25 protein-coding genes and 2 pseudogenes are annotated in these 26392 nt (G+C 66.3%); 13 read left to right on the forward strand and 14 right to left on the reverse strand.

The genetic code is table 11. The features are described from left to right. Positions 1-23: 23 nt before the first annotated feature. The 7 genes from QM682_RS01900 to QM682_RS01930 are packed head-to-tail and all read right to left on the reverse strand — an operon-like array spanning position 24 to position 6178. Positions 24-791, reverse strand: a complete 768-nt coding sequence (locus QM682_RS01900; RefSeq protein ID WP_415126536.1) for an aspartate/glutamate racemase family protein — start codon at positions 789-791, stop codon at positions 24-26. A gap of 39 nt (positions 792-830) precedes the next feature. Further along, positions 831-1538 carry an aspartate/glutamate racemase family protein gene (locus tag QM682_RS01905; RefSeq protein ID WP_415126538.1) on the reverse strand — a complete coding sequence of 236 codons (708 nt, stop codon included), beginning with the start codon at positions 1536-1538 and terminating at the stop codon, positions 831-833. After that, a complete protein-coding gene (locus QM682_RS01910) occupies positions 1538-2251 on the reverse strand; it encodes an ABC transporter ATP-binding protein (RefSeq protein ID WP_415126877.1) in 714 nt (237 codons plus the stop codon). Before QM682_RS01910 ends, QM682_RS01905 begins: the two co-directional genes overlap by 1 nt. A 12-nt stretch (positions 2252-2263) precedes the next feature. Next, positions 2264-3046 carry an ABC transporter ATP-binding protein gene (locus QM682_RS01915; RefSeq protein ID WP_415126540.1) on the reverse strand — a complete coding sequence of 261 codons (783 nt, stop codon included), beginning with the start codon at positions 3044-3046 and terminating at the stop codon, positions 2264-2266. Continuing rightward, complete coding sequence (locus QM682_RS01920; RefSeq protein ID WP_415126879.1) at positions 3043-4020, reverse strand: branched-chain amino acid ABC transporter permease; 978 nt, start codon at positions 4018-4020, stop codon at positions 3043-3045. The genes QM682_RS01915 and QM682_RS01920 overlap by 4 nt, the downstream gene beginning before the upstream one ends. Positions 4021-4067: 47 nt before the next feature. After that, entirely contained in the window at positions 4068-4937 is an 870-nt protein-coding gene (locus QM682_RS01925; protein ID WP_415126542.1) for a branched-chain amino acid ABC transporter permease, read from the reverse strand. 53 nt (positions 4938-4990) lie between these two features. Then, positions 4991-6178 (reverse strand): ABC transporter substrate-binding protein, encoded by a 1188-nt coding sequence (locus tag QM682_RS01930; protein ID WP_415126544.1) that lies wholly within the window; start codon positions 6176-6178, stop codon positions 4991-4993. A 211-nt stretch (positions 6179-6389) separates the two neighbouring features. Between QM682_RS01930 and QM682_RS01935 the strand changes: the two genes are divergently transcribed. Further along, complete coding sequence (locus tag QM682_RS01935) at positions 6390-7103, forward strand: GntR family transcriptional regulator (RefSeq protein WP_415126546.1); 714 nt, start codon at positions 6390-6392, stop codon at positions 7101-7103. 436 nt (positions 7104-7539) lie between these two features. Next, the gene (locus tag QM682_RS01940; RefSeq protein WP_415126548.1) at positions 7540-8901 is read left to right on the forward strand and encodes an MFS transporter; all 1362 of its coding nucleotides are present in this window, start codon (positions 7540-7542) and stop codon (positions 8899-8901) included. A gap of 447 nt (positions 8902-9348) precedes the next feature. Here the strand turns inward: QM682_RS01940 and QM682_RS01945 are convergent, their stop codons facing one another. The 4 genes from QM682_RS01945 to QM682_RS01960 form a co-directional block, all read right to left on the reverse strand. Next, the gene (locus QM682_RS01945; protein WP_415126550.1) at positions 9349-10479 is read right to left on the reverse strand and encodes an MFS transporter; all 1131 of its coding nucleotides are present in this window, start codon (positions 10477-10479) and stop codon (positions 9349-9351) included. Positions 10480-10568: 89 nt separating this feature from the next. Then, positions 10569-10946, reverse strand: a complete 378-nt coding sequence (locus QM682_RS01950; protein WP_415126552.1) for a MerR family transcriptional regulator — start codon at positions 10944-10946, stop codon at positions 10569-10571. Between the two features lie 174 nt (positions 10947-11120). Then, on the reverse strand, positions 11121-12395 hold the full coding sequence (locus QM682_RS01955; RefSeq protein WP_415126554.1) for an Hsp70 family protein: 1275 nt from the start codon (positions 12393-12395) through the stop codon (positions 11121-11123). Positions 12396-12667: 272 nt separating this feature from the next. Further along, positions 12668-13549, reverse strand: coding sequence for an SDR family NAD(P)-dependent oxidoreductase (locus QM682_RS01960; protein ID WP_415126556.1), 882 nt, complete (start codon positions 13547-13549; stop codon positions 12668-12670). 69 nt (positions 13550-13618) lie between these two features. Here QM682_RS01960 and QM682_RS01965 point away from each other — a divergent pair, with 69 nt between their 5' ends. Both QM682_RS01965 and QM682_RS01970 read left to right on the forward strand, forming a co-directional pair. Next, positions 13619-14041 (forward strand): MerR family transcriptional regulator, encoded by a 423-nt coding sequence (locus tag QM682_RS01965; protein ID WP_415126558.1) that lies wholly within the window; start codon positions 13619-13621, stop codon positions 14039-14041. A 422-nt stretch (positions 14042-14463) separates the two neighbouring features. Next, the gene (locus tag QM682_RS01970) at positions 14464-15762 is read left to right on the forward strand and encodes an MFS transporter (protein ID WP_415126560.1); all 1299 of its coding nucleotides are present in this window, start codon (positions 14464-14466) and stop codon (positions 15760-15762) included. 32 nt (positions 15763-15794) lie between these two features. On the opposite strand, the gene QM682_RS01975 is transcribed toward QM682_RS01970, so the two are convergent. Then, positions 15795-16415, reverse strand: a complete 621-nt coding sequence (locus tag QM682_RS01975; protein ID WP_415126562.1) for a TetR/AcrR family transcriptional regulator — start codon at positions 16413-16415, stop codon at positions 15795-15797. 208 nt (positions 16416-16623) lie between these two features. On the opposite strand from QM682_RS01975, the gene QM682_RS01980 reads away from it, so the two are divergent. The 6 genes and pseudogenes from QM682_RS01980 (at position 16624) to QM682_RS02005 (ending at position 20488) form a co-directional block, all read left to right on the forward strand. Continuing rightward, entirely contained in the window at positions 16624-17448 is an 825-nt protein-coding gene (locus tag QM682_RS01980) for an FAD/NAD(P)-binding protein (RefSeq protein WP_415126564.1), read from the forward strand. A 42-nt stretch (positions 17449-17490) separates the two neighbouring features. Further along, the gene (locus tag QM682_RS01985; RefSeq protein WP_415126566.1) at positions 17491-18237 is read left to right on the forward strand and encodes a hypothetical protein; all 747 of its coding nucleotides are present in this window, start codon (positions 17491-17493) and stop codon (positions 18235-18237) included. Positions 18238-18272: 35 nt separating this feature from the next. Further along, positions 18273-19190 (forward strand): annotated as a pseudogene (locus QM682_RS01990) (putative DNA modification/repair radical SAM protein); the annotation flags it as partial. A 74-nt stretch (positions 19191-19264) separates the two neighbouring features. Beyond that, entirely contained in the window at positions 19265-19990 is a 726-nt protein-coding gene (locus QM682_RS01995) for a TIGR03915 family putative DNA repair protein (protein WP_415126568.1), read from the forward strand. After that, positions 19990-20181, forward strand: a pseudogene (locus QM682_RS02000) (uracil-DNA glycosylase family protein); the annotation flags it as partial. The gene QM682_RS01995 and the pseudogene QM682_RS02000, both read left to right, overlap by 1 nt. A 91-nt stretch (positions 20182-20272) precedes the next feature. Further along, positions 20273-20488 (forward strand): hypothetical protein, encoded by a 216-nt coding sequence (locus QM682_RS02005; protein WP_415126570.1) that lies wholly within the window; start codon positions 20273-20275, stop codon positions 20486-20488. Here QM682_RS02005 and queF read toward each other — a convergent pair. Further along, positions 20470-20934, reverse strand: coding sequence for a preQ(1) synthase (queF, locus tag QM682_RS02010; RefSeq protein WP_415126572.1), 465 nt, complete (start codon positions 20932-20934; stop codon positions 20470-20472). The genes QM682_RS02005 and queF overlap by 19 nt on opposite strands. Before the next feature lie 208 nt (positions 20935-21142). On the opposite strand from queF, the gene panB reads away from it, so the two are divergent. The 3 genes from panB (at position 21143) to QM682_RS02025 (ending at position 24881) form a co-directional block, all read left to right on the forward strand. Continuing rightward, positions 21143-21967, forward strand: coding sequence for a 3-methyl-2-oxobutanoate hydroxymethyltransferase (gene panB, locus QM682_RS02015; RefSeq protein WP_415126574.1), 825 nt, complete (start codon positions 21143-21145; stop codon positions 21965-21967). Then, positions 21967-22812, forward strand: coding sequence for a pantoate--beta-alanine ligase (gene panC, locus QM682_RS02020; protein WP_415126576.1), 846 nt, complete (start codon positions 21967-21969; stop codon positions 22810-22812). The genes panB and panC overlap by 1 nt, the downstream gene beginning before the upstream one ends. Positions 22813-22970: 158 nt before the next feature. Continuing rightward, entirely contained in the window at positions 22971-24881 is a 1911-nt protein-coding gene (locus QM682_RS02025; protein WP_415126578.1) for a DEAD/DEAH box helicase, read from the forward strand. Positions 24882-25007: 126 nt separating this feature from the next. Here the strand turns inward: QM682_RS02025 and pobA are convergent, their stop codons facing one another. Beyond that, positions 25008-26174, reverse strand: a complete 1167-nt coding sequence (gene pobA / locus QM682_RS02030) for a 4-hydroxybenzoate 3-monooxygenase (protein ID WP_415126580.1) — start codon at positions 26172-26174, stop codon at positions 25008-25010. Between the last annotated feature and the right edge of the window lie 218 nt (positions 26175-26392).

The raw sequence follows: 26392 nt of genomic DNA on the forward strand, positions 1-26392 counted from the left end.
TGGCCGGGCGGCTTTTCCCGGCTCTATTCGGACGCGGCCCCGATTTTCGCAAGAGCGGCATTCGTCGCGGCGGCGACGGCGATCACCAGCGGTATCTTGAACTGATCCCGGATGCGCATGGCGGGCGCTGACAGCGGGCCGCCGCCCATGATCACGGCCTGAGCCTGGTCCTCGGCAATCGCGCGCCGGACGGCGTCGGCCAGGGCCGCGTCAAGCGCGGCGGGGTCCTTGACCAGCTCCTTCGGATCGCCCGGCGTCACCTTCACGCCCCGGTATTGGCCAGAGTAACCCAGCGCCTCGGCGCGCAGGCGGAAGGATTCGATCAGCCCCTTGTCGGGGGTGATGGTCACGATCGAGAAAGTTCGTCCGCCCTTCGCCGCCTCGTGAAAGGCCGCTTCGCCGATACCGAAGATGGGTGTCCCGCTTACCGCCGCGCGCAATTCGGGCAGGCCCGGATCGCTGAATGCCGCGACGATGATCGCGGCGACGCCCGGCTCGGCCGCCGCGGATGCACCGATGGCGGCGACGCCCTTGCTGGCATTCGCCATGTCCTCGGGGGTGGTCAGCAAAGCGGGGACACCCTCGTTCGTGCGCTCGACGATCTCGGCCCGGCCATCCGCGACGCCGCGCGCCAGGTCGGCCATGCCTTTCGTCGCCTCGGCATTCGAGTTCGGGTTGATCAGCACGATCTTCGCGGTCTCGGCCCATAGGGGAACGGCGGTGGTCGCGATAAGCGTGGCGCCCGCGATGGCCGGCAGGCCACGGCTGATAAGGCGGGAAAACCCTAGCATGTCGTATTTCCTTTGCTTGGGGGGCATGGCGTTCGGCCTTCAGGCCACCGCCAGCTTCTGAAGGGGCACCGGCGCATAGCCGCCCAGCCGCGAGGTGCGCAGCTTCAGCCGGACCATGGTTTCACACAGGCCGACCGCGCAACTGACGCCGTCAAGCACCGGGATGCCATGCTCGGCCGAAAGCCGCCCGGCCAGATCGGTCATGCCCGCGCAGCCCAGGACGATGGCCTCGGCCCGGTCGTCGCGAATGGCGTGGCCGATCTCCGCGCTGATGCGGGCATAGGCGTTGCTGTCCGGCTCTTCCAGTTCCAGCACCGCCACCTCGGACGAGCGCACGCGACCGCAGCGCGCCCACAGGCCATAGCGGTGCAGGTTATGTTCCAGCGCGGGGACCGAGCGGGCCAGCGTCGTCACCACGGAAAATCGGTTCGAGATCATCGAGGCCATGTGATAGGCCGCCTCGCCGATGCCCACGACAGGCTTGTCGGTCAGGCAGCGTGCCGCGTCCAGCCCGGTATCGTCGAAGCAAGCGATCACCACCGCATCGGCATCGGGCGTGGTCTGGATCACCCGCAAAAGCCCCGCGAGGCTGATCGCCTCGTCATAGAACCCCTCGATGGAGGCGGGGCCATGCGGGGGATTGGCCGCGATGATCTGGGTCCCGGCGGATGCGACACCGCGCGCCGCCACCCCGATCTTTTCGGTCATCGAGGCGGTGGTGTTGGGATTCAGCACAAGGATCTTCATCAGACCTCTCCACCCAGATAGGCGGCCTTGACGCGTGGGTCGTCCAGCAATTCGCGTGAACTCCCGGACAGCACGATCTGGCCGGTGGACAGCGCATAGGCGCGGTTCGATATCGACAGGGCCATACGGCTGTTCTGCTCGACCAGCAGCACCGAGACGCCCTCGTCGCGGCTGATCGCCACGATGGCGCGGGCGATGTCCTGGACCAGTTTCGGCGCGATCCCCAAGGACGGCTCGTCCAGAAGCAGCAGGCGGGGTTTGGCCATCAGCGCGCGGCCGATGACCATCATCTGCTGTTCGCCGCCGGACAGCGTGCTGGCCTGCTGGTTGAAGCGTTCCTTAAGGCGCGGAAAGCGGGTCAACACGCTTTCCAGGGTCTGGGCGATGCCTTCCTTGTCGGTGCGGGTGAAGGCGCCCATCAGCAGGTTGTCCCTGACGCTCATCAGCGGAAAGACGCGCCGCCCCTCGGGGACCATGGCGATGCCCTGGCGCACGATCTGGGCGGCGGGCGTGCCGTCCAGCTTCTGGCCCATATAGGTGATCGAGCCGGACTTGATCCTGCGCAGCCCCGTGATCGCCCGCAGGATCGAGGATTTCCCCGCCCCGTTCGCGCCGATCAGGGCGACGGTCTCGCCCTCGTCCAGGTGGATCGAAACGCCCTTCAGCGCATAGACATGGTCGTAATACAGTTCGACATCGTCGAAGCTCAGCATCCTGGTCATGGCTCAGATCCCGATGGCCGCGTCTTCCGAGCCCAGATAGGCTTCGATGACGCGGGGGTTGGACTGGATTTCGGCGGGCGTGCCCTCGGCGATCTTCTCGCCGAAATTGATGCAGACGATCCGGTCCGAGATCTTCATCACCGCCGGAATGTCATGCTCGACCAGCAGCACGGTCACGCCGCGTTCGTCGCGCAGGCGCCGGACCAGGCCGACCATGCGCATCGTCTCGTCATGGTTCATGCCGGCGAAGGGCTCATCCAGCAGGATGACCTTGGGATCGGTGGCAAGCCCGATGGCCATGCCGAGCGCGCGCAGATGCCCCTGCGGCAGGTTCGAGGCCAGTTCGTTGCGGATCGCCTGGAGGCCGAGGAAATCCACGATCTCATCGGCCGAGCGGGCGAATTCCGCCTCGTCCGCCCGCGCGGTCTGGCTGCCCAGGAAATAGCCCCAAAGGCTGGCCTTCGATCGCAGATGATGGGCCACGATGATATTCTCGCGCACGGTCATGGACTTGAAGATCGTGGTTTCCTGGAAGGTGCGCACGACGCCCAGCCGCGCCACCTGATGCGGCGGCAGGCCCGAGACGCGGTTGCCCTGAAAGCGCACTTCGCCCGAGGTGGGGCGCTCGAACCCGGCGATCTGCTTGAACAGCGTGGACTTGCCCGCGCCGTTGGGGCCGATCACCGACAGGATTTCCCCCTGCGCCACGTCGAAGCTGATGTCGTTGTTCGCCGTCAGCCCGCCGAATTTCTTGGTCACGTTGCGGATTTCGATGATCGGGCTCATTTGCTGCCCTCCTTGCGGTCCAGAAGGGACAGGACACCGTTCGGCAGCACCAGCATCAGGGCGATCAGCGTGCCGGAATAGATCAGCAGTTGATATTCCTTGGCCGCCGAAAGCAGATCCCAGCCGAAGTAAAGCAGCAAGGTGCCCAGCATCGGCCCGAAGACATAGCCCAGCCCGCCCAGGAAGCAGTAAAGCATGAAGTTCACGCTGTCCTGCACCACGAAGGACGAGGGGTAGATGGATTGCGAGATCGCGATGAACATCGCCCCGGCCAGCCCGCCGAAGAAGCTGGAGATGGCATAGGCCAGCACGCGCAGCCAGGCGGTGTTGACGCCGATGGACGCGGACAGCTCCTCGTTCTGCTGCAAGCTGCGGCAAAGGTGCCCCAACCGCGAGTTCACGATCCGCCAAAGCACCAGATAGACCAGGATCATCAGCGCCACGGCGACAAAGTAGAACGCCTGGCGCGGGTTTTGCAGCGTCGCGAAATCCGGCACCAGCGTGATCCCGAAGATCGAGATGCCGCCGGGCAGCGGGATCGAGGTGATCCCCTTGGCGCCGTTGGTGATCGGCAGGGCCAGGGCGGTCAGGCGGGCCACCTCGGTCAGGACCAGCGTGACCATGGCGAAATAGACCCCGCGCAGCCGCAGGATCGGCAGCCCGATCAGGACCGAGATCCCGGCCGAGAAAAGCCCCGCCAGCGGCAGCGTCAGCCAGAAGCTGAACCCGGCCTGCGTGATCAGGATGGCCGAGACATAGCCCCCCGCCAGGGCATAGGCGCCCTGGCCGATATTGATCCGGCCGATATAAAAGGTCAGCCAGACCCCCGCCGCCGCGATGGACAGAAGCGCCACCGAGGTCAGCGTATAGTAAAAGTCCCAGCGTCCGGTCGCGGCGATCAGCGCCGGCACCAGCACGAAGACCAGCGCCAGAAGGGCGCCGCCCCCCAGGATGCTGCCGCCGGACAGGCCCATGCGCTTGGGGCTTGCGGCCTGCGGTTCGTTGCGTGTCGTCATGGCCGTCACCCCCAGGGTTTGCCCATCAGGCCCTGCGGCCGGATGGCAAGGAAAACCATCAGCGAGGCGAAGATGACCAGATAGGTCACATCGCCATAAGAGGACAGCACCGACAGCCCGATGCTCTCCATCATGCCCAGGATGAAGCCCCCGGCGATGGCGCCCGAGATGACGCCCGCGCCGCCGATCATGATCATCATGAATGCCTTGACCGAGGTGGGCCCCCCCATCCCCAGGTTGATCCCGGTGATCGTCACCAGCAGCGCGCCGACCAGGCCCGCCAGCATCGCGCCAAGGGCAAAGCCCAGCATGGAATAGCGGTCCACGTCCACGCCCATCAGCTGCGCCGCCGTCCGGTCCTGCGCCAGCGCCCGCATCGCGCGGCCGGCGCGCGAATATTGCATGAAGCCGATGAAGGCCACGATGATCGCCACGGCCAGCACGCCGATCAGGATGCGGTCATAGGGCATGATGACGCGGAAATCCCAGTTGAAGACCCCGCCCACGATCTTGGGCACGCCGCGTTGCTTTTCCCCGAACAGCAGCAGGATCACCGCGTCCAGGAAAAAGGCGATGCCCGCCGCCAGCAGCATCGTGGATTCGTCCCGCTTGGATCGGCGGATCACCGGGCGGAACAGGAATTTCTCGATCAGCGCCCCCATCACCGCCAGCACCAGCGCCGAGGCGATCAGCCCGACGATGAAGGGCAGCTTGTATTGCGCGACGACCGTATAGGTGATGAAGCCGCCAAAGACATACATCTGCCCATGGGCAAAGTTCAGCACGTTCATCAACGAGAAGATCAGCGTCAGCCCCAGCGCGATCAGCGCATATTGCGCGCCAAGGTAAAGCCCGTTTGCAAGGATCTGTTCCATTCCGCCCCCATGGATCGGGGCGCGGCCCGCATCGGGGCCGCGCGGCTAAGGGATCAATCGACCTGTGCGACGAAAAGCGTCTCGAACTTGCCGTCCTTGAACTCGTTCACGACCAGCGGCACGGAAAGCTGGCGCTTTTGCCCGAACGAGGTGGTGCCGACGTAATGCAGCTTGGCGTCGCCTACCATGAAGGGGTTCGGCGCCTCGAAACCGTCGATGGTCTTCTTGAATTCCTCCACGTTGTCGATGGCGGCGGGGTTCGCCTTCAGGGTTTCGATGATATATTCCAGCGCATAGACCTTGGTGTTCGACTCGTCGTTATATTCGCCGAACATCTTGGTATAGCGTTCCACGAATTCGCGCATCGCGTCCGAGGCCAGTTCCGGGGTCGAAGCGCCGCCGACCGAGATGAAGCCGTTGGCCAGATCGCCCGCGCCCTCGGCCAGCACGCTCGCATCCTGGGCCGTCTCGGTCGAGATCAGCCCCTCATAGCCCAGTTCGCGGGCCGAGCGGATCAATTGCGGGGCGTTCGCGGGCGAGACGCCGGACAGGACCAGCAGGTCCGGCTGGGTCTGAAGCACCGGCAGCAGGACCGGCGTGAAATCGGTGGTGTCGACCTGGTAGCTGACCTTGTCGGAAACCACCTCAAGCCCCAGCGCCTTGGCCGCCTCGACACCGGAATCGCGCTGGCTCAGCGGATCGGATTCGTTGGCGGCGACGAAGGCCACCTTCTTCACGCCCTTGTTTTCGGACAGGTATTTATAGATCGCCGGGCCGGATTGGTAATTCGCCACCATGCCCAGGATCGCGTTCGAGGCGGGCGGCGTGTAAAGCGTCTTCGGGAAGGCGTAGGGGAAGTAGATGATGCCCTTCTGCTCGGCCACCGGGCGCACGGCGGCGGCGCCGTCATCGACGTTCGGGCCGACGACATAATGCACGCTGTCCTGGGCCATTTTCTCCATGCCCGCGATGGCGCGCTTGGGGTCTTTCTGGTCGTCGAAGGGCACGATCTGGATGTCGTAGGTCGTCTCTCCGATCTTGACGCCGCCCAGTTCGTTCAGCCAGGCCGCCCGCGTCTCCATCGAACGCTGGTTCGAGATACCCCAGGCCGCGGCCGGACCCGATGTCACGCCGACGAAGCCGATCCGCAGCTTGGGGTTTTCGGCATGGGCGGCGGAAAGAAAGGACAGGCTGGCAACGGCGGCAAGCGCGGTGGTCTTCAGGAAAACGCGACGCAGCATCGAAATACTCCCTATTTGTCTTTGTGATTCGTGCCTTGGACTTGGCCTTGAAAGAGCGCCATCTAAGACGTTCCGACACAATAATGGATGAATTGTTAACAATCATGTCAACAAATTCTTTGCTGGTCGTTTACAGGCGAAAACTTGTTGCCAATGCCTGAAATCCCTAGTTTCAAGGGGTCTTCTGCGATTTCCCGAAGGTGCGGAGCGAATGAGTCTGACAAATGCACAAGATGAAGGCGGCGGAATTGGTGAAGAAGCCATCGTCGAGCACATCTTCGAGGCAGTCATAGAACAGCGGCTACCTCCGGGGACGAAGCTTTCCGAATCGGCTCTTTGCGAGGCGTTCGGCGTCGGGCGCATGCGCATCCGTCGCGCCCTGTTGCTGCTGTCCAGCCGTCAGGTGGTCGATCTTCATGCCAATCGCGGTGCTTATGTCGCGCGACCTTCGGCGAAGCAGGCGCAAGAGGTGTTCGAAGCGCGGCTGGCTCTTGAGCCGACCATCGCCCGTCTGGCCGTGCGCCGCGCCTCGGATGCCGAGATCGCGACCCTGGCCGGTCATATCGAACGCGAGCACCAGGCCCATCACCACAAGCAGCGGCGCGAGGCGATCCGGCTATCGGGCCAGTTCCATAGCCTTCTGGCCGAGGTCGCGGGAAACTCGGTGCTGGAGCGGGTGATGAAGGAGCTGGTCATCCGCACCTCGCTGATCATCGGGATCTTCGGCGCGAACGACATGACCGACTGCCGCGACCACGATCACTCGGCCATCGTGGATGCCATCCGCTGCCGCGACGAAGAGGAAAGCGCCCGGCTGATGTTCCAGCATCTGGATCGCATTCGCATGGATCTGGACTATGCCAAGGTCGATGCCGTCGGAACCGATCTGGTGGCGATCCTGCGGCAAGGTGCAGGGCCGCGATAGCCGTCCCGGACCAGTCGTGCCCAGGCGTGGGACCGGCACCACCACATGGTAAAGGCGCGGGGCGGTCATTTATGATGCCGCGCCCTGATGGCGGTTTCGAGGCGGGCAGGTTACGGCTTTCGCTGGGATAACAGGCCCGATACCCAGAAAAGGGCCACGGCCGCACATGCGATGGGCAAGGCTTGCCAAGTCGCCGTTTCATATGAGCATTTGTTTGACATGATCGCATGCAGCGCCAATGATGCCAAAGGATTTTGCACATGAGCGGGGTTTTCGGCCCTTTGCCCCCCATGCGATGACAAGGCGCAGGACATTATTCCCCACGCTCAGGATTCATAAGACCTTCGCGCCCTCCGAGGCCATGCCATAACCGCGCTTCAAGGCGCAAACCACGACCGCCCCTTAAAAAATTCTTACAACATCGGGACATGATCTAATGAATGAAGCCACTGCCCTTGATCGTAACACCAGAAACCGCGTCTGGTTCGGCAGCCTCAGTGGAAGCTCGGTAGAGTGGTTCGACTTCTTTCTTTACGCCACGGCGGCGGGGCTGATCTTCAACAAGCAGTTCTTCCCGACCGACGACCCGTATGTGTCGCTGATGATCTCATACGTCACGCTTTCGATCACCTTCTTCGTGCGACCCATCGGCGGCGTCATCTTCGCCCATATCGGCGACAAGGTGGGCCGGAAGAAAACACTGGTGATGACGATCACCCTGATGGGGGCCGCGACCATCGCCATCGGGCTGCTGCCGACCTATGAACAGGCCGGCATGCTTGCGCCGATCCTGCTGACGCTGTGCCGCGTCGTGCAGGGGCTGGCGATCGGCGGCGAATGGGGCGGGGCCTTGCTGCTTGCCTATGAATTCGCGCCGCGCAACCGGCGCGGGCTTTACGGCGCGATCCCGCAGATGGGCATCTCGATCGGCATGCTGCTGTCGACCCTGGCCTTCGCGATCGTGACCTCGCTGCCCGGAACGGCCTTCGAGGATTGGGCATGGCGCGTGCCGTTCATCTCCAGCATCCTGCTAGTGCTGCTGGGGCTGTGGATCCGCAACGGCCTGGGCGAGACGCCTGCCTTCAAGAAGGTCCATGAGCAGGGTCATCCGCCGAAGCTGCCCATCGCCGACACGATCCGGGATCACTGGCGCTCCGTCCTGGTCGCGGCGGGCGCCAAGACGGTCGAAACCGCGCCGTTCTACCTGTTCTCGACCTTCGTGGTCGCCTATGCCACGACCACGCTGTCCTATGACCGCACCACGATCCTGAACATCGTCACCGTCGCCGCCGTGATCTGCACGATCATGATCCCGCTGACCGGACGGCTTTCGGACGATTGGGGCAGGCGCCGGACCTTCATCCTGGGCGCGGTCCTGGTGGGTGCCGTCACCGTTCCGTTCTTCGTTCTGCTGAATGTCGGGCAGGTCTGGGCCGCGTTCCTTGCCGTGACCCTGGCTTTCGGCATCTGCTGGCCGTGGACGACCTCGACGATCGGCACGATGACCTCCGAAATCTTCGACGCCCGCGTCCGCTACACGGGGGTTACGCTTGGCTATCAGATCGGCGCCTGCCTGGCCGGAGGCACCATGCCGCTGCTGGCGGTGTGGATGCTGCGCCACTTCAATGGCCAATGGTGGCCCATCGCGACCTACATCATCGCCATCGCGGTCTTGGCCATCATCGCGGTCCTGGCATCGCCGATGGTCACCCGGATCGAGGCCGATCAGCTTCGCAAGCGCGGCATCGAGCCGAACATCGACTCGGACGTGATCCAGGCAGGAAAAGCCAGGACCTGAGGGGAAGGCCAGCTTGCCATGGCCGCCCCATCGGGAATGAACTGACGACGCGCCGGCCTGCCCGGCGCGTCTCCGCCCGGCAACCCGGCGCATCGCAGCGGTCATCGTGCGAAGTCGGCCTTCGCCCAGATCGCTTCCCACTCCCTCACCATGGCAGGCGATCTTGTGGGCCGGCATGCGCGTGCAGTCGGTGCCGGCTTGTCGCGCCTGGTCGGTCTGGATCAGGCACACCCATCCGATGGGGCGCCGTCACCAGGTAAAATGTCGCCTCTGGCGCGGGCTGTCCCGCCCCGCTCCCTGCACCAGGGGCCATGGGGGCAGGGTTGGCGGGGGCGGGATAAGATGCGAAGCTCCGCCATGAGGGCCGAAGCAGACCACCAACCCTGATGCCGCGGCTTCATAGGCTAGAGCGACAGCATTGGGATGCGTGGCATGGCGAGGTCTCCTTCAGCTTGAGCGAGAGGGGTGCGGCCGGCGGATGCCGAGGGTGAGGGCGATGACAGCCGCCAGTAGCAGCGCGGCCGGAAGCAGCAGAAGCGGCGCGATCCCGATCCCGGCAAGGGCCTGCGCAACTGGCGGTGCGAAGCTGGCGCCAAGAAACAGCGCGAAGCTGTAGACGGCCAGCGCGAGGCCGCGATTGGCGTTGGTCGCGCGCCCGGCGACGGTCGCGATCAGCCCCGGCACGGCGAAGGCGACGCCCGCCGAGAGGAAGGCGCTTGCCGCCATGATCGCGGCGGGCGTTGCAAAGGCTCCGATACCGATTGCAAGCGCCGCCAGCGCAAGGCCGAGGCGGGCCGTGACCGGCGCCCCGAAGCGTTTCGTCACCGGGGCGGCCGCGAAGGTCAGAAGCAGCGGCGGCAGGCCGATCAGCCGGACCGTCTGAAGATCCACCCCGATGCCAGGCCCGAAAACCTGCATCCCGCTGTAAAAGGAGACGAGGCCGAACAGCACCGTCACGGCCGCCACCCATGCGGCGACGACGCCCCGGTCCTGGAAGAGAGAAGCGAGGCGATTGCTCTGTGCTGTGGTCGCACCCGGCACGACAGCCTTTCCGGCGACGACGAGAAAGAGGCCGGCCGCGCCGAGCAGGTAAAGCGGGGCCAGTTCGAACATGATGGTGGACAGGCTGCTTCCCGTTTCCGCCGCGAAAAGTTGCGACAGGGGCGCCGCGCCCAGGAAGGCGAAGCTCATCAGCGACACGCCGAGCGGACGTTGGCCGGGCGGCAGTTCCTCGGTGACGAGCGAAAGCGCGACCGGCGGGAAGATCGAGGCGGCGAGCCCCTGCGCTGCCCTGCCGGCCAGAAGAAGCCCGAAGCTGGTGGCAAGGCCGACCAGTGCCGTGGCCGCGGCCGTCGCCAGGAGGCCGATCAGGACCATTCGTTTGCGACCGTAGCGGTCCGACAGGGGGCCGAGGACCAGGAAGCCAGCGGCATAGGCGATGCCGAATGTCGTGCCGATCAGCGCCGCGCGGGCCGGATCGATGCCGAAACCAGCCGCTATGCCGGAGACCATCGGGATCGTCACATAAAGCTGGCCGACCACGATGAAGCCGCAGGCCATCAGCAGCGCCAGCAGCACGATATGGCGGCCGCTCAGGCGATCCGGTTCAGAATGTAATGTAACGTTAGCTGTAGATTTGGATGACATCTGTTCCTTTCCTTGCCCCCTTAACCCTGCTTCGCTTCCGCGATCAGGTCTTGCATACGGGCAATGTTGGTTTCCACGTCGCGCTTGAACGCGGTCAGCTCCGACAACTGGGCATCGGCCTTGATGAGCTGGGCCTGAAGAATCTCCAGCACCTTTTCCTTGCCCTTGATGCCGCTCGCATCCTCGAAGTAAAGGTCGATGACGGCGGCGATCTCGTCGAGGCTAAGGCCCAGGCGCTTCAGGGCGGCGATCTTCTCCAGCCGCTTGACGGACACTTCGTCGTAATAGCGATAGCCCACACCCTCGCGCTCGGCCGGTTTCACCAGCCCGAGCCGCTCGTAGTAATGGATCGTGCGATGGCTGACCTTCGCGCGCTCCGACAATTCCCCGATCTGCATGAGAGACGACAAATCGACACCTGTATGAACCTGACGTTCAGTGTAGATTTAGACCGCCTGGACGGGCATGTCAACGCCACCCGCCTATCGTTACAGCCCTTGCCGCCGCCCCGCACGATACCTGCGACCGCGCGGCTGGGCTGACGGTGCTTCGCGAATGGCGCGAAGAGGGGGCTATCCGGCGCGGTAAGGATCAGCGCGGGACCCTTCCGGGGCCATGCGCGCGGCGGCCAGCGCCAGCCCGTCCACCACGGCGGTGAATGCCTCCGAGCGCGCGATGCCTGCCTGCGGGCAAAGCTCGGCCGCGACCGAGGAGACCAGCCCCATCAGGCTTGAACCGCCGACCAGGATCACGCTGGCTACCTGGTCCGGCACGACCCCGGCCATCGCCAGCGTCTGTGCGGCCGCCTCGCGCAGCGCGTCGCGATAACCCGCCAGCGCCTGCCCAAGCGAGGCGGGGCTGACCGGGCGGCTTAGCCCTGGCTGGATGAAGCCCATCTGGATCGCGGCATCGTCGCCGGCATTGGCCGCGATCTTGCCGCTCTCGACCGCGAAGGCCAGCTCATGGCCCAGTTCCTCGTCCAGGACGGCGACAAGGCGGGACATGGCGGCGGGGTCCACCGCAAGGCGCGCCATGTCCCGCGCCATGCGCCGTGTTTCAGGGGTGTAAAGAAAGGGGATGCGCGCCCAGGTCGCGAGGTCCGAATAGATCCCGTTCGGCACCGGCAAAACGCCTTCGCCCATCTCGCGGCGCAGGCTGCCGCCATGGCCCAGGGCGGGCATGGCATGGGTCAGGGAAACGGCATGGTCGAAATCCGTGCCGCCCAGGCGGATACCGTGATTGGCCAGGATCCGCACCTGATCGCCCGCGCTGCGAAAGACCGAGAAATCCGAGGTGCCGCCGCCGATATCGACGATCAGGCCCAGGCCCTGGGGCTGGCCCAGCCCGTGGGTGGCCAGGGCGGCGGCCTCGGGTTCGGCCAGAAAGGCCACCTCGGCGAAACCGGCGGACAGATAGCAGGCGCGCAGATCCGCCTCGGCCTGGGCGTCGCGGGCGGGGTCGTTCGTGTGGAAATGCACCGGACGGCCCGAGAGGACGCGCGAGAAGCGGCGGCCCGTGGCCGCCTCGGCCCGCGCCTTCACCACGGTCAGGAATTCGGCGATGATCTGGGACAGGCTGCGCCGCTTGCCGCCGATCAGCCGGGTCTCATGCAGCAGGGACGTGCCCAGCACGCTTTTCAGCGCCCGCATATAGCGCCCCTCGTCGCCCTGGATCAGCGCCTCGGCGGCGGCATGGCCGATGCGCATGGAGCCGCGCGGGGGAAAAAACACCGCCGTCGGCAGCGTGTCGCCCTGTTCCTCGATGGGGATGCGGCGGATGCGGCCCCGCTCGACCATCGCGGCGGCGCTGTTCGAGGTGCCGAAATCCACGGCAAGGATATCGTTCATCTCTGGCTCCGTGGCGGGTCAGGGGGAAGGCGGGGCTGATAGCGGCCATCGCACGGATTGGCAAGCCGTTCGCCGCATCGCGATCAGGGCGCGGGCTATCGGGCGGGTCCGCCGCCAGCCGCCCTGCCGGGAAGCCGCCACCGCCATGATCATGAGGACCAGCATGGGCCGGAAGGCCCAGCCGCACCGGGTCAACCCGGACTGTCAGGATCACCAGCGGCCAGACCACCTGCCCATAGGCCCGGATCGTGCCAGGCACTGCCGACTGCGCTTCATGGCGCGGTATTCCACCCTGAGCCGGTCATCCTGTCGAGCGCCTTTTCCAGATCATCAAGTGCCGCTTGCGCCGGAAGGCGGGCAACCTTCTGCTTGCGGCCCTCGAAAAGCTTGCCGCTGACATTGTTCAACTCGGGCGCCAGGGCCACCCACAATGGCGTTTCCGCGCCTTTTTCCGGCGAAACCGCCAGAAACGAGATCAGACGCAGCGCGGTGGCGACGAAGCCTTTGGCATCCTTAAGGAAAGCGGTCTTGACGAAGCCCGGTGAAGCGGCGTTGACGACCACGCCGCTTCCTGCGAGCTGCTGGGCCAGCCTTGATGTCACCATCAGCAAGGCCTGCTTGGATTGCCTGTAGGCCCTGAAGCCGTCATAGCGGCGCTTCGTCCACTCAAGGTCACTGACATCGTAGTCTCCGACGGCGCTGGAAACGATGTTGACGATCCGGGCTGCCCCGGCCGCGCGCAATCGCGGCAGCAGCAGTCGCGCCAGAAGGTATGGGCCAGCCACGTTCGTGGCCAGCGTCAGTTCATGGCCCTCGCCGGTCTCGCCCCGTTCGTTGAACCAGGCGCCGGCATTGTTGATGAGAAGATGCAGCGTCGGATGCGTCTGGGCGATGGCAGCGGCGAATGCGCGCACGGACTGCATGCTGGCAACATTCAGCGGCAAGACCTCGATCCGGCCACCGGCCGGGTCGTCGGCGAGTTCCGCGCGCAAAGCTTCGCCTTTCTCAAGGCTTCGGACGCCGATGATGACGGTCATGTTCCGGCGCAGCAGCCCGCGCACGATCTTCTTGCCGATGCCGCCGGTGCCGCCGGTAACCACCGCCACCTTTCCGTCGCCGGCCGTGGAAGAAGGATGAGTCGACTTGTCGGGCATGGGGGCTCCATCTGCTGGGAGCCTGTTCTATAAGGCTGGATCATGGTCCATGGTCAAGGGGGGAAGCAGATGCTCATTGGAGAGTTCGCCCGGCGAACCGGGCTGAGCCAGGACACGATACGCTTCTATGTCCGTAAAAAGCTGCTCAGGCCGCGAACCGGAGCGAAGGGGGGCCGTCAGCCCTGGCAGATCTTCACCGAGCAAGATGTCTCGACAGCGCGGATCATACGTTTCGCGCAATCCCTGGGGTTGTCGCTCAGGGAAATCGCCGAGATCGACGCCGAACTGCACCGAGATGACAGTTCGCCCCAGCGCGAGCTTGGCGTCCTGGACACCCAGCTTGCCCGCCTTGAACAAAAGGCCGCCGACCTGGCCGGGTTGATCGGCTATCTTCGTGCCAAACGGGACTGGGTTGCACGCGGAAGGCCCGATCATGATCCGCATCTGCCGGTTCTTCCTTGCGCCAGTCCACGCGGCGACAACGGCAAATGAGGTTGGTTCCGACGGAAAGACGGATGACCCAGCGGCGGGCCTGCTTTCCATCCATATGCGCCGCTCGCCCGTGCCTTGATTTGGGGGGGAGTGCCATAGCATGGGCGTAGCTCTTTGTTTCTTCGGCTTCGCCCCCGGCACCATCAGCAGCATGGCCCGCGTCGGGACCGACGGCATGGGGCAATGGATCGGGACCGGATGCTGGCCAGGAAAAGCCGCGCGGGGCACCAACGGCAAGCACTTTCCGCTTCACGCCCCAGGCCCCGCCGCCAAGGCAGTCGCCGGGGACAAAGCCGGCATGCGGGCGCGATTTCTTTACGCGTGCCCTTCCCATTCGCCCCGCGATGGGGTAGCGCGGCCGGCGTCCGGGCATCTTCCGCGATTCGAATGCCCCATTTTCCCTGTTTGCGGACCATGACACAATGACTGATCAGAATATTTTGGCGCCCTTCACGGCGCCTCGAAACCGGCCGGTGAATTCGCCCGCGCGCGTGCTGCTGGCCAGCCTGATCGGCACGACGATCGAGTTCTTCGACTTCTATGTCTACGCGACTGCTGCCGTGCTGGTCTTTCCGACGCTGTTCTTTTCGGCCGAGGATCCAACCACCGCGCTTCTCGCCTCTTTCGCCACCTTCTCTATCGCCTTTTTCGCGCGTCCGCTGGGCGCGGTGGTCTTTGGCCATTTCGGTGACCGGATCGGGCGCAAGGCCACGCTGGTCGCGGCGCTTCTGACGATGGGCGTCTCGACCGTGGTGATCGGGATGTTGCCGACCTATGCCCAGATCGGCGTCGCGGCGCCCGCCCTGCTGGCCCTGTGCCGTTTTGGCCAGGGCTTCGGCCTTGGCGGCGAATGGGGCGGCGCGGTGCTGCTTGCGACCGAGAACGCCCCCGAGGGCAAGCGAAGCTGGTATGGCATGTTCCCGCAGCTTGGCGCTCCGGTCGGGCTGTTCCTGTCCTCGGGCTTTTTCTGGGTGCTGCTGCATTTCATGAGCCAGGACGATCTGTTGTCCTGGGGCTGGCGCCTGCCGTTCCTGGCCTCGATCATCCTGATCGTGCTGGGGCTGTGGGTGCGGCTTTCGATCACCGAGACGCCGGAATTCGCCGAAGCGATCAAAAGGGACAAGCGCGTCGCGGTTCCGGTGATCGAACTGTTCCGCAACCACAAGCGCAGCCTGTTCCTGGGCACCTTCGTCGCGCTGGTGACCTTCGTGCTGTTCTATATCTGCTCGGCCTGGCTTCTGTCCTATAACGTCAAGGTCGCCAAGATCCCGTTCCTGGACGCGCTGAAGATCCAGATCTTCGGCTCGGTGATCTTCGGGCTCGGGATCCCGCTGGCGGGCAAGGTCGCCGATCGCATCGGGCGGCGCCCGTTCCTGGTGGTGGTCACCGTCTTGATCGGCGCCTTCTCGTTCCTGCTGGCCCCGCTGATGAGCGCTGGCGAGGCCGGGATCTATACCTTCGTGACGCTGGGCATGTTCCTGATGGGGCTGACCTATGGCGTGATCGGCGCGGCACTGGCCGCCCCCTTCCCGACGCGGGTGCGCTATACCGGCTCGTCCATCACCTTCAACTTCGCGGGCATCTTCGGGGCGTCGCTCGCGCCCTATGCCGCGACCTGGTTGCAGCAGACCTATGGGCTGGGTCATGTCGGCTATTACATGCTGGGCGCCTCGGTGGTGACGCTGCTTTGCGTCCTGGCCTCGGGGCGCGACGAGGTTTGAAAGCTGAAAGGGCGGCCCAGGGGCCGCCCTTTTCACGTATGATGCGCCGGCACGACCATGCGGCTGAAGGCGCGCATCGCCATGCGCGCGGTTCCAAGCGGATCCGCGCCGGGCATCCAGCGTTGCAGGTCGCCCACCAGCATCTTGCTGGCCACGCCATAGGCATAGGTGTGAAAGACCGCCAGCGTCACCTGCAAATCCTCGCTCTCGTCCAGCATGCCCATCGCCTGCGCGCGCCTCAGCAGCTTCAGCATCATCTCATGGACGCCATGCTCATAGCGGGTCAGCACCTCACTTCGCTCGAACTTGTCGCCGGGCATCATGCCGATGATGCGGAATTCGCGCGGGTGGCGATAGGCCCATTCCAGATAGGCGTCGCCAAGGGCCTCGAACTGGGCCAGAGGGTCGTTGCCATCCGCCGCGACCACGGTTTGGATGCACTGGTCCTGAAGCAGCATCATCGCATTTTCGGCCATGGCGGCCAGCAGATCCTCGCGCCCTGGGAACATGGCGCGCAATTCCTCTGTCTCGGCCTCTATCCGCGTGGCCACATCGCAAAGCGTCGGCACCTGGCCGGTCTGCGTGTAAAGGTCGGTAAAGGCTTCCACGGCAGCCCCGTAAAGCGAGCCGCCGCGCAAATCGGGAGGGTTCATGCGATGCTACACCAGCAGGGTTACGGGAAATGGCTAACCAGAGAATCAAGCACGACAAGCTTGCGCCTTTTTTAGGCTACGCCACTAATTCCTGATTTTACAATGCATTTCGATAAAATTTTTATGAATTCCACGCGCCTTGCAAGCGTTCGGCGAACCAGAGCCCGCGCTGCCGCGTTGGTCAGGCGGCCAGGGCAAAGGGTGGCGCATGGGCAAGGGCTTCGGGATTGCGGTGATCGGGACGGGGCCGCGTGCGCTTGGCGCGCTTGAGGCGCTGGCGGCCGGGGCACGGGACGGGCAGGGGGCGGGCGGGCTGCATGTCGATATGTTCGATACGCAACCGCATCCGGGCGCGGGGCCGAATTTCGATCCCAGGCAAAGCCCGCTTGCCCTGCTGAACCTGCCCCTGCGCGCGCTCCGCCTGCCCGCGCCGCCGCAGGGCTTTCCCGATTTCGCCGATTGGCTGGCCGAGGCCGATCCCGAGCATTACCCGCCCCGCGCCCAGCTTGGCGCCTATTTCGCCGCGCGCTTCCAGGCGCTGGCGCGGCAGGCACCGTTTCCGATCCGCGTCCATCCCCAGGCCGCGCTGCATCTGGACCATGACGCGGCGGATGGCTGGTGGCTGCGCGGCCATGACGCCCGCCACGGTCCCTATGCCGAGGTGCTGCTGACCCAGGGCCAGCCCGCCACGCGCCCTGATCCGCAACTGAGGCGCTGGCGCGAGCATGCCGGGGCCATCGGCGCCGACCTGCTGCCCGCCTATCCCGCCCGCGACCTGGCCCGCGCCGCGCAAGGCTGGCAGGGCAAGGCGGTGGCGATCCGGGGCATGGGCCTTGCCACGCTGGACGTGCTGCGGCAGTTGACCCTGGGTCTTGGCGGGCACTTCCAGGGCGGGGCCTATCATCCCTCGGGGCGCGAGCCTGGGCGGATCCTGCCCTTTTCCCTGGACGGGATGCCGCCCTGCCCGAAGCCCGCCACCGCGATGCTGGACGCGGCGCTTTCGCCGACGCCCCAGGAAAGCGCCGATTTCTAGGCAGCGCTGGCCCAGGCGTTGCATCAAGGCCCGGATGCCGCGTTGGCCTGCCTTTCGCGCCCGCTTGTCGCGCCGGTCGCGCGCCTGCTCGACTGTCCCGCCGCCGGGGTCGAGGCTTGGCTGGCCACCGAACGCGACAGGCCCGGCGCGCAAGAGCATCGCGCCCCGGCGGCGGCGCTGCGCCATGGCGTGCTGATGGCGCTGGCCGAAGTGCCGCCCGATATCGGTTTCGTCCTGGGTCAGATCTGGCGCAAATGGCAGGGCGCGCTGCGCCGGGGCTTCAACCCCGAACCGCCCGCGCCCCAGACCGCCCGCGCGATCCTGAGCTTTGACGAGGGGCTGAAACGCTATTCCTACGGCCCGCCCGTCCGAACCGCGCGCGAGCTTCTGATGCTGATCGAGGCAGGGCTGGTCGATCTGCTGGCCGCCGAGGATCCCGACATCCTGCTGACGCCCGAAGGCTGGCAACTGGTCGAGGAGGACGCGACCGCCCACGCCCAGGTCATGGTCGATGCGGTCCTGCCCGCGCCGGACCTGGAGCGGCTGGACGATCCGCTGCTGGCGGGCCTGCGCGACGCGGGACGGCTGATCTTGCATGGGGAGGGGCTGGCGGCACGGATCCGCCCCGATGGCCGCTTGCTGGATCGTGAGGGCCAGCCGCAGCCGGGCCTGTCGCTGCTGGGCCGGCTGGCGCTTGGCAGCATGATCGCGGTCGATTCGGTCCATGACTGCTTCGGCCGCGCCGCGCATCGCTGGGCGCGGACGGTGCTGGAACGGGTTCATGGCTGATTGCGTTTCCAAATTGGAACATTTGGGAAACATCCATGAGGACGAGCTTGCAAGAGCGGCTGGCGATTCTGGCCGACGCCGCCAAATACGACGCCTCCTGCGCCTCTAGCGGAACCCAGCGGCGCGATGCCCGCGCGGACGGGATCGGCTCGACCGAGGGGATGGGGATCTGCCATGCCTATGCGCCCGATGGGCGCTGCATCAGCCTGCTGAAGATCCTGCTGACGAATTTCTGCATCTATGATTGCGCCTATTGCATCAACCGCAGTTCCAGCAACGTCCGGCGCGCCCGCTTCACCCCTGCCGAGGTGGTCTGGCTGGCGCTGGAATTCTATCGCCGCAACTATATCGAGGGGCTGTTTCTGTCCTCGGGGATCGCGCGCAGTTCGGATCACACCATGGAGCAAATGGTGCAAATCGCCCGTGACCTGCGCCAAGCCCATGGTTTCAAAGGCTACATCCACCTCAAGACCATCCCCGAAGCCTCGCCCGCCCTGATCGAGGAAGCGGGGCTTTGGGCGGACAGGCTTTCGATCAACATCGAATTGCCGACGGATCGCGGCATCGCCGATCTGGCGCCGGAGAAGCGGCCCGGCCAGATCCGCCGCGCCATGGCCGATCTGCGCCTGAAGATCGAGGAACATGCCGATCCCAGCCCGACCGGGCGGTGGCGGCGCTTCGTTCCGGCGGGGCAATCGACGCAGATGATCGTGGACGCGGACGGTGCGAGCGATGCGACGATCCTGGGCTCCAGCGCGCGGCTTTACGGCAGCTATGGCTTTTCCGTGGCCGAGATCACCTCGGCCCGGCCGGATGGCAACCTGGATCTGGATCCCAAGCTGGCCTGGGCGCTGGCCCATCGCGCCGATTTCCCGGTCGATGTGAACCGCGCCCCGCGCGAGATGCTGCTGCGCGTGCCGGGCTTGGGGATCAAGACCGTCAATGCGATCCTGCCGTGGCCTGGCAGGTGGGCGGTGGCGGCGATCTGTTGGCCCAGGCGCGCCCGCCGCCGTGCCCTGGGGCCGCCATGCCGCGCGTGCCCAAGGGCTTTCCCGAAGCCGCCGCCGCCGCGCTTTGCCATTCCGATCCGGGGCGTTTCGCGCTGCTCTACCGGCTGCTCTGGCGCTTGCAGGATCAGCCCCGCCTGCTTGACATCGCGCCAGATCCCGATGTCGCGGCGCTGCGCCGCATGGTCAAGGCGGTGGGCCGCGACTGTCACAAGATGCATGCTTTCGTGCGGTTTCGCGAACTGGACCTGGGGGCCGGCACCCGCCGCCGCTTCGCCGCCTGGTTCGAGCCGGATCACCATATCCTTGCCCGCGCCACGCCCTTCTTTGCCCGCCGTTTCGCCGATATGGACTGGGCGATCCTGACGCCCAGGGGGCAGGCGTTGTTTCGGGACGGGATCTTGCGGACGGATGAGGCGCCCTGCGACAAGCCCGATCTGGACGACCCGACCGAGGCGCCATGGCGGACCTATTTCAGTGCGACCTTCAATCCCGCACGCTTGAAAATCAAGGCGATGACCTCTGAAATGCCTAGGAAATACTGGAAGAACCTGCCCGAGGCGGGGCGGATCCCCGGCCTTTCACGCCGCGATCCGTGCGCGGCGGCCCCAGGTGCCCGAACCGCCGCCCGCCGCCGATGGCTGGCAGGCGCTGCGCTTGGGGATCCTGGGCCCGCACGCGCTGTCCGCTGCATGCCCAGGCGACGCAGGCCGTGCCGGGCGAAGGCCCGCGCGAGGCGGCGCTGATGATTCTGGGCGAGCAGCCCGGAGACCATGAGGATCTGACCGGCGGCCCCTTTATCGGGCCGGCGGGACAGGTGCTGGAACGCGCCTTGCAGGCCGCAGGCATCGCCCGAGAGGACGCCTATTTCACCAATGCGGTCAAGCATTTCAAGTTCGAACCCAAAGGCAGGCGGCGGCTGCACCGGCGCCCGGACGCGGGCGAGGTCTCGCATTGCCGCTGGTGGCTGCGCCAAGAGATCGAGGCGGTGCGCCCCCCGGCTGGTCCTGGCGCTGGGGGCGACGACGATGCTGGGCCTCACCGGGCGGGCGGTGCGGATGGCCGAGATCCGGGGGCGGATCATCGAAGGCGCGCCCGCGATCCTGCCGACCTGGCATCCCGCCTATCTGCTGCGCCTGCCCGATCCGGCCCAGGCGCGGGGCGAAGCCAGGCGCTTTCAACAGGATCTGCGGCTGGCGGCGCGGTTCCTGGCCGGTGCCCCGGATCAGCCGCGCCCGCGATAGGGGGGAACGCCCTGGTCGGGGATCCAGACGCTTTGCGGCAGGGCGCCGGTCTGCCAGAACACATCTATCGGCATGCCTCCGCGCGGATACCAGTAGCCGCCGATGCGAAGCCAGCGCGGGGCCAGGAACGCGACCAGGCGGCGGGCGATGCCGATGGTGCAATCTTCGTGGAAAGCTCCGTGATTGCGGTAGCTTCCAAGAAAAAGCTTCAGCGATTTCGACTCGACCAGCCAATCGCCCGGCACATAGTCGATGACCAGATGCGCGAAATCCGGCTGGCCCGTCATCGGGCAAAGCGATGTGAACTCGGGCGCGGTGAAGCGCACGTTGTAATCGACATCGGCCTGCGGATTGCGGACCCTTTCAAGCACGGCCTTCTCGGGGCTTTCGGGCAGGCTGGTCGCCCCGCCAAGCTGGGTCAGGTTCTGGTAGATGCTTTCGGACATGGCGGGTTTCCCTGTTTTGGCGGCCGGGTGGGCTGCGACCGGCGGGGCGGGGTTAGCGCCTGTCGCGGGCGGGTGCAACAAAAGCCTGCGCCGCGCCCGCGCGGCCCGCATAAGGGTTGGCCCGCCCCGCCCGGATTTTCCCCGCGACAAGCGGCGCCGGATAGGCCATTCAGACGCCCGAAGACGACGCGCCCGCAGGGAGGAACCGATGAGCGCCACACCCGAACGTCAGACCCGGCTGACCCCCGGCGCGATCCGCGCCATGAAGGGCTTGGCCCCCATCGCCTGCCTGACCGCCTATACCACGCCGATGGCGAAGCTGGTCGATACCCATTGCGATCTGATCCTGGTCGGCGACAGCCTGGGCATGGTGCTGCACGGGCTGGAATCGACCCTGGGCGTCACCATGGAGATGATGGTGCTGCATGGCCGCGCCGTGGCGCGCGGCGTCGCGCATGCCTGCCTGGTCGTGGACATGCCCTTCGGCAGCTATGAGGAAAGCCCCGCGCAGGCCATGCGCAACGCCGCGCGCCTGATGGCCGAGACGGGCTGCCAGGCGGTCAAGCTGGAAGGCGGCCGGCACATGGCCGAGACGGTGGCCTTTCTGACCCGGCGCGGCATTCCGGTCATGGGCCATGTCGGGCTGACGCCGCAATCGGTCCATGCGCTTGGCGGCTACAAGGTCCAGGGTCGCGGCGCGGCGGGCGGGCAGGTGCTTGAGGATGCGCGGGCCCTGGCCGAGGCGGGGGCCTTTTCGGTGGTGCTGGAAAAGCTTCCGGCCTCGCTTGGGGCGCGGATCAGCCAGGAGATCGCGGTTCCGACCGTGGGCATCGGCGCCGGGGCGGAATGCGACGGCCAGATCCTGGTCGTCGATGACATGCTGGGGCTGTTCGCCGATTTCCGGCCGAAATTCGTGCGCCGCTTTGGCGAACTGGCCCGCGATGCGGACGCGGCCATCGCCGCCTATGCCTGCGAGGTCCGCGCCCGGCGCTTTCCGGGACCCGAGCATGAATTCGCGGATGAGGGCAAGTGATGGCCACAAGGATCGTGCGCGGCCTGGCCGAGATGCGGGCCTTGGTGCGGGACTGGCGGGCCGAGGGCGCGCGGGTCGGCGTCGTCCCCACCATGGGCGCGCTGCATGAGGGACATCTAAGCCTGGTCGACGCTGCCCGCGCCGAATGCGGGCGCGTGATCGTGACGCTGTTCGTCAACCCGCGCCAGTTCAACAACCCCGAGGATTTCGCCAAGTATCCCCGCACCGAACAGGCGGATGCCACGATCCTGGGGGATCGGGCGGATGTGCTTTTCGTGCCCGATGGGGATGAGGTCTATCCCCCCGGCCATGTCACCGGCATCCATGTCGGCGGCGTCAGCGCCCCCTTGGAGGGCACGCATCGGCCCGGCCATTTCGACGGCGTGGCGACGGTGGTAACGATCCTGTTCAACATGACCGGCGCGGATCGGGCCTATTTCGGGGAAAAGGACTGGCAGCAATTGCAGGTCGTGCGGCGGCTGGTGTCGGATCTGCGCCTGCCCATCGAGATCGTGCCCTGCCCCTGCATCCGGGCCGGGGACGGGCTGGCGCTGTCCTCGCGCAATCAGCGGCTGTCGCCCGAGGCGCGGGCCAGGGCGGCGGCGATCCCGGCGGCGCTGTTCCGGGCGGCGGCGCGGATCGAGGCGGGCAAGGCCCCCGCGCCGGTGCTGGCCGAGGCCGAGGCCGCGATGGCCGGGGCGGGCCTGGGGCCGCTGGAGTATCTGGCGCTGCGCGACGCCGAGTCGCTGGCCCAGCCGCGACCGGGGCAGGGCGCGCGGCTGCTGGTCGCGATTTGGCTGGACGGGGTGCGGCTGATCGACAATGTTCCGGTGGCGCTGCCCTGACGTAGGGTCATGAGCACGATTTTGGCTTTACGGGGAGCCGGCGGGGGGCTAGTAAGCCCTCTTTGGCTCCGCACGCTCGGGGCGGCGGCGAAGGGCCGTCGCAAGGGTTCAGGTGCCGCCCATCGGGTGTTCGGCACCCCTGTTGCTTCGGCTGATAAATGACAAATCCCAATATCGCGGCCCCCTTGGCCGCTGCTCTTGCTGCCAAGGGCTATGAAAACCTGACCCCCGTGCAAGAGGCCGTGCTGGCCGCTGACGGGGCGGGGCGTGACATGCTGGTCTCGGCCCAGACGGGCTCGGGCAAGACCGTGGCCTTCGGCCTGGCCATCGCCGAGAACGTTCTGGCGGGCCATGACGTGCTGCTGCCGGCCGAGGCGCCGCTGGGCCTGGCGATCGCGCCGACGCGCGAGCTTGCGCTTCAGGTCGCGCGGGAACTGAGCTGGCTTTACGCCGAGGCGGGCGTGCAGATCGCCACCTGCGTCGGCGGCATGGATTACCGCACCGAGCGCCGCGCGCTGGAGCGCGGGGCGCATATCGTCGTCGGCACGCCCGGCCGTCTGCGCGACCATATCGACCGGGGCAGCCTGGACCTTTCCAGCCTGCGCGCCGCCGTGCTGGACGAGGCCGACGAGATGCTGGACCTGGGCTTCCGCGAGGATCTGGAGTTCATCCTGGGCGAGGCGCCCGAGGACCGGCGCACGCTGATGTTCTCGGCCACGGTGCCTCCGGGGATCGAGAAGCTGGCGCAGGATTTCCAGAAGGACGCGCTGCGGCTTGTGACCCAGGGCGAGGCGCGTCAGCATGGCGATATCCAGTATCGCGGCATCAGCGTGCAGGGCCGCGACCGCGAACCCGCGATCTTCAACCTGCTGCGTCTTTACGAGGCGCCAAGCGCGATCATCTTCTGCAAGACGCGCGCCAACGTGAACCATCTTCTGGCGCGGATGAGCAATCGCGGCTTCAAGGTCGTGGCGCTGTCGGGCGAGTTGAGCCAGCAGGAACGGACCCATGCCTTGCAGGCGTTGCGCGACGGTCGGGCGCAGGTCTGCATCGCGACCGACGTGGCCGCGCGCGGGATCGACCTGCCGGGCCTGGAACTGGTGATCCATGCCGATCTGCCGACGAATTCGGAAACGCTGCTGCACCGTTCGGGGCGGACGGGGCGCGCGGGTGCCAAGGGGGTTTCGGCGCTGATCGTCGCGCCCTCGGACTACAAGAAGGCGCAGCGGCTTTTGAAGATGGCCAAGGTCGAGGCCGAATGGTCCGGCGCGCCCACCGCCGAGGACGTGAGCCTGCGCGACGACGAGCGGATGCTGGACCATCCTGCGTTGCATGCCCCCGTCGAGGACGAGGCCGCGCTGGCCGCGCAGATGCTTGAACGCTTCGGTCCCGCGCAGATGGCCGCCGCCTTCATCCGGCTGTGGCGCGAGGAACGCCCCGCGCCCGAGGATCTGACCCCGGTGAACCGCCAGCCGGGCGTCGAGGCGCCGCGCAGCCTGCGCGATTTCAGCGCGGCGGTCTGGTTTTCGCTTTCGGTGGGTTATTCGGGCCGGGCCGAGGCGCGCTGGCTTTTGCCCAAGATCTGCGAGACCGGCGGCATCGGCAAGGATGCGGTGGGCGCGATCAAGGTGCGCGACCACGAGACGTTCGTGCAGATCGCCCCGGACATGGCGACCCGTTTCGGCGATACGGTCGAGCTTGAGGAAGGGCTGATGATGCGCCGCCTTGATGGGATGCCGAATTTCGAGCGTTCCTCGGAGCCGCGTCCGGCGCGTCCCCGCCGCGAGCCGGCCGAGAAGCGCGGCTATCCGAAGCGCAGCGAGGCCGAGGAAGCGCCGCGTTCGGCGCCCCGCGAATACACCCCGCGCGACGAGGGTATCGTCCGCGAAGAGGCGCCGAAGAAGGTGCGCTGGACGACCGGCGAAAAGGCCGCCCGCCGCACCGACACCGCGCCGCGCGACAAGGGTAAGCCCGCTGCCGGCAAGCCGGAGAAAGCCAGCTGGGCCAAGCCCTCGGGCAAGGTCAAGGGCGGGCTTGGGCCGAAGGGCGCGAAATACCGCAAGGGCTGAGGCCCCGTGATCGGAATGAAAGGCCCGGAGAAAGCTCCGGGCCTTTTTCACATGCGCTGATGGGCTGGACCATGCGAAAGGCCCGCACGGATGCGCAGCCTTTCCGGCGATGGCCGCGGAACCGGATCAGTAGGGCAGGCCGACGTAATTCTCGGCCAAAGCGGTCTGGGCGGCGCGTGAGGTGGCCAGATATTCGACCTCGGCGGCCTGCATGCGGGTCAGGAAATCGCCCTCGACGGGAAAGTGGTGCAGCATCCGCGTCATCGACCAGGAAAAGCGCGAGGCTTTCCACACCCGCGCCAGCGCCGTCGCCGAATAGTCGGCCAGAAGCTGGCCGTCGCCCGCGTGATGCGCGATCAGCGCACGGCTGAGGCACCAGACATCCGAGGCCGCGAGGTTCAGCCCCTTGGCGCCCGTCGGGGGCACGATATGGGCCGCGTCGCCCGCCAGATGCAGCCGGCCCCAGCTCATCGGCTCCGAGATGAAGCTGCGCAGGGGCGCGATGCTTTTCTCGATCGTGGGGCCGGTCGCCAGGGTTTCGGCCAGATGCGGGGGCAGGCGGCGGCGCAGCTCGTCCCAGAAAGCGTCGTCGGACCAGCCCTCGGGGCTGTCTGTCAGCGGCACTTGCAGGTAATGGCGCGACAGGTTCGCGTTGCGCATCGAGCAGAGCGCGAAGCCCCGCGCATGGCTGGCATAGACCAGTTCGTCGGCCAGAGGCGGGGTTTCGGACAGGATGCCCAGCCAGCCGAAGGGATAGACGCTTTCATATTCGCGTCGCAGCGCCTCGGGGATGGTGCGGCGGCTGACGCCGTGAAATCCGTCGCAGCCCGCGATATGGTCGCAGTCGATGCGATGGTCGCGGCCCTGATGGGTGAAGGTCACATAGGGGGCATCGCTGTCGGCCCCGTGGATCCGCACATCCTGGGCCTCATGCCAGATTGGCGCCTGAACCCGGTCGAGCGCGTCGTAAAGGTCATGTGTCACCTCGGTCTGGCCATAGATCATCACCGCCTTGCCGGTCAGCGCCTTGAAGTCGATATGCACGGTAGTGCCCTGGGCGGTGATGATGGTGCCCTCATGGACGAAACCTTGCGCGTCCATGCGCGCGCCGCACCCGGCCTGGCGCAGGATGTCGCAAAGCCCCTGTTCCAGCACCCCGGCGCGGATGCGCGACAGCACATAGTCGCGCGTGCGGCGCTCCAGCACCACCGTATCCACGCCTGCCTGGCGCAAAAGCAGCGACAATAGCAGCCCCGACGGGCCGCCGCCGATGATGCATACCTGATGACGCATGGCCCTTCCCTCCCTGTTTTACCGCGTCAGGATACCGCATGGGTGGGGTCGCGATAAATGGGCGGCGCGTCGAAAGACTTGGACGGATCGTCGGGACGCCCCGCCGCCGCTTTGGCGAAAGCGCAGTGGCGCGGCGCCGGTGCGGGCATATCCGCATGTCGTCGGGATGGGCATGGGCTGGATGGGCCCCGAAGCGGCGCCACATCCGCCGTGCGCTC

The sequence above is a fragment of the Paracoccus sp. (in: a-proteobacteria) genome, from assembly GCF_047605025.1.
In the GTDB taxonomy this organism is placed as follows: Bacteria; Pseudomonadota; Alphaproteobacteria; order Rhodobacterales; family Rhodobacteraceae; genus Paracoccus.

Bases quoted from the DNA above. Each gene is read 5' to 3' on its own strand.
- QM682_RS01900 (WP_415126536.1), bottom strand. From the start codon at position 791: ATGCTAGGGTTTTCCCGCCTTATCAGCCGTGGCCTGCCGGCCATCGCG.
- QM682_RS01905 (WP_415126538.1), bottom strand. From the start codon at position 1,538: ATGAAGATCCTTGTGCTGAATCCCAACACCACCGCCTCGATGACCGAA.
- QM682_RS01910 (WP_415126877.1), bottom strand. From the start codon at position 2,251: ATGCTGAGCTTCGACGATGTCGAACTGTATTACGACCATGTCTATGCG.
- QM682_RS01915 (WP_415126540.1), bottom strand. From the start codon at position 3,046: ATGAGCCCGATCATCGAAATCCGCAACGTGACCAAGAAATTCGGCGGG.
- QM682_RS01920 (WP_415126879.1), bottom strand. From the start codon at position 4,020: ATGGGCCTGTCCGGCGGCAGCATCCTGGGGGGCGGCGCCCTTCTGGCG.
- QM682_RS01925 (WP_415126542.1), bottom strand. From the start codon at position 4,937: ATGGAACAGATCCTTGCAAACGGGCTTTACCTTGGCGCGCAATATGCG.
- QM682_RS01930 (WP_415126544.1), bottom strand. From the start codon at position 6,178: ATGCTGCGTCGCGTTTTCCTGAAGACCACCGCGCTTGCCGCCGTTGCC.
- QM682_RS01935 (WP_415126546.1), top strand. From the start codon at position 6,390: ATGAGTCTGACAAATGCACAAGATGAAGGCGGCGGAATTGGTGAAGAA.
- QM682_RS01940 (WP_415126548.1), top strand. From the start codon at position 7,540: ATGAATGAAGCCACTGCCCTTGATCGTAACACCAGAAACCGCGTCTGG.
- QM682_RS01950 (WP_415126552.1), bottom strand. From the start codon at position 10,946: ATGCAGATCGGGGAATTGTCGGAGCGCGCGAAGGTCAGCCATCGCACG.
- QM682_RS01955 (WP_415126554.1), bottom strand. From the start codon at position 12,395: ATGAACGATATCCTTGCCGTGGATTTCGGCACCTCGAACAGCGCCGCC.
- QM682_RS01960 (WP_415126556.1), bottom strand. From the start codon at position 13,549: ATGCCCGACAAGTCGACTCATCCTTCTTCCACGGCCGGCGACGGAAAG.
- QM682_RS01965 (WP_415126558.1), top strand. From the start codon at position 13,619: ATGCTCATTGGAGAGTTCGCCCGGCGAACCGGGCTGAGCCAGGACACG.
- QM682_RS01970 (WP_415126560.1), top strand. From the start codon at position 14,464: ATGACTGATCAGAATATTTTGGCGCCCTTCACGGCGCCTCGAAACCGG.
- QM682_RS01975 (WP_415126562.1), bottom strand. From the start codon at position 16,415: ATGAACCCTCCCGATTTGCGCGGCGGCTCGCTTTACGGGGCTGCCGTG.
- QM682_RS01980 (WP_415126564.1), top strand. From the start codon at position 16,624: ATGGGCAAGGGCTTCGGGATTGCGGTGATCGGGACGGGGCCGCGTGCG.
- QM682_RS01995 (WP_415126568.1), top strand. From the start codon at position 19,265: ATGCCGCGCGTGCCCAAGGGCTTTCCCGAAGCCGCCGCCGCCGCGCTT.
- QM682_RS02005 (WP_415126570.1), top strand. From the start codon at position 20,273: ATGCTGGGCCTCACCGGGCGGGCGGTGCGGATGGCCGAGATCCGGGGG.
- queF (WP_415126572.1), bottom strand. From the start codon at position 20,934: ATGTCCGAAAGCATCTACCAGAACCTGACCCAGCTTGGCGGGGCGACC.
- panB (WP_415126574.1), top strand. From the start codon at position 21,143: ATGAGCGCCACACCCGAACGTCAGACCCGGCTGACCCCCGGCGCGATC.
- panC (WP_415126576.1), top strand. From the start codon at position 21,967: ATGGCCACAAGGATCGTGCGCGGCCTGGCCGAGATGCGGGCCTTGGTG.
- QM682_RS02025 (WP_415126578.1), top strand. From the start codon at position 22,971: ATGACAAATCCCAATATCGCGGCCCCCTTGGCCGCTGCTCTTGCTGCC.
- pobA (WP_415126580.1), bottom strand. From the start codon at position 26,174: ATGCGTCATCAGGTATGCATCATCGGCGGCGGCCCGTCGGGGCTGCTA.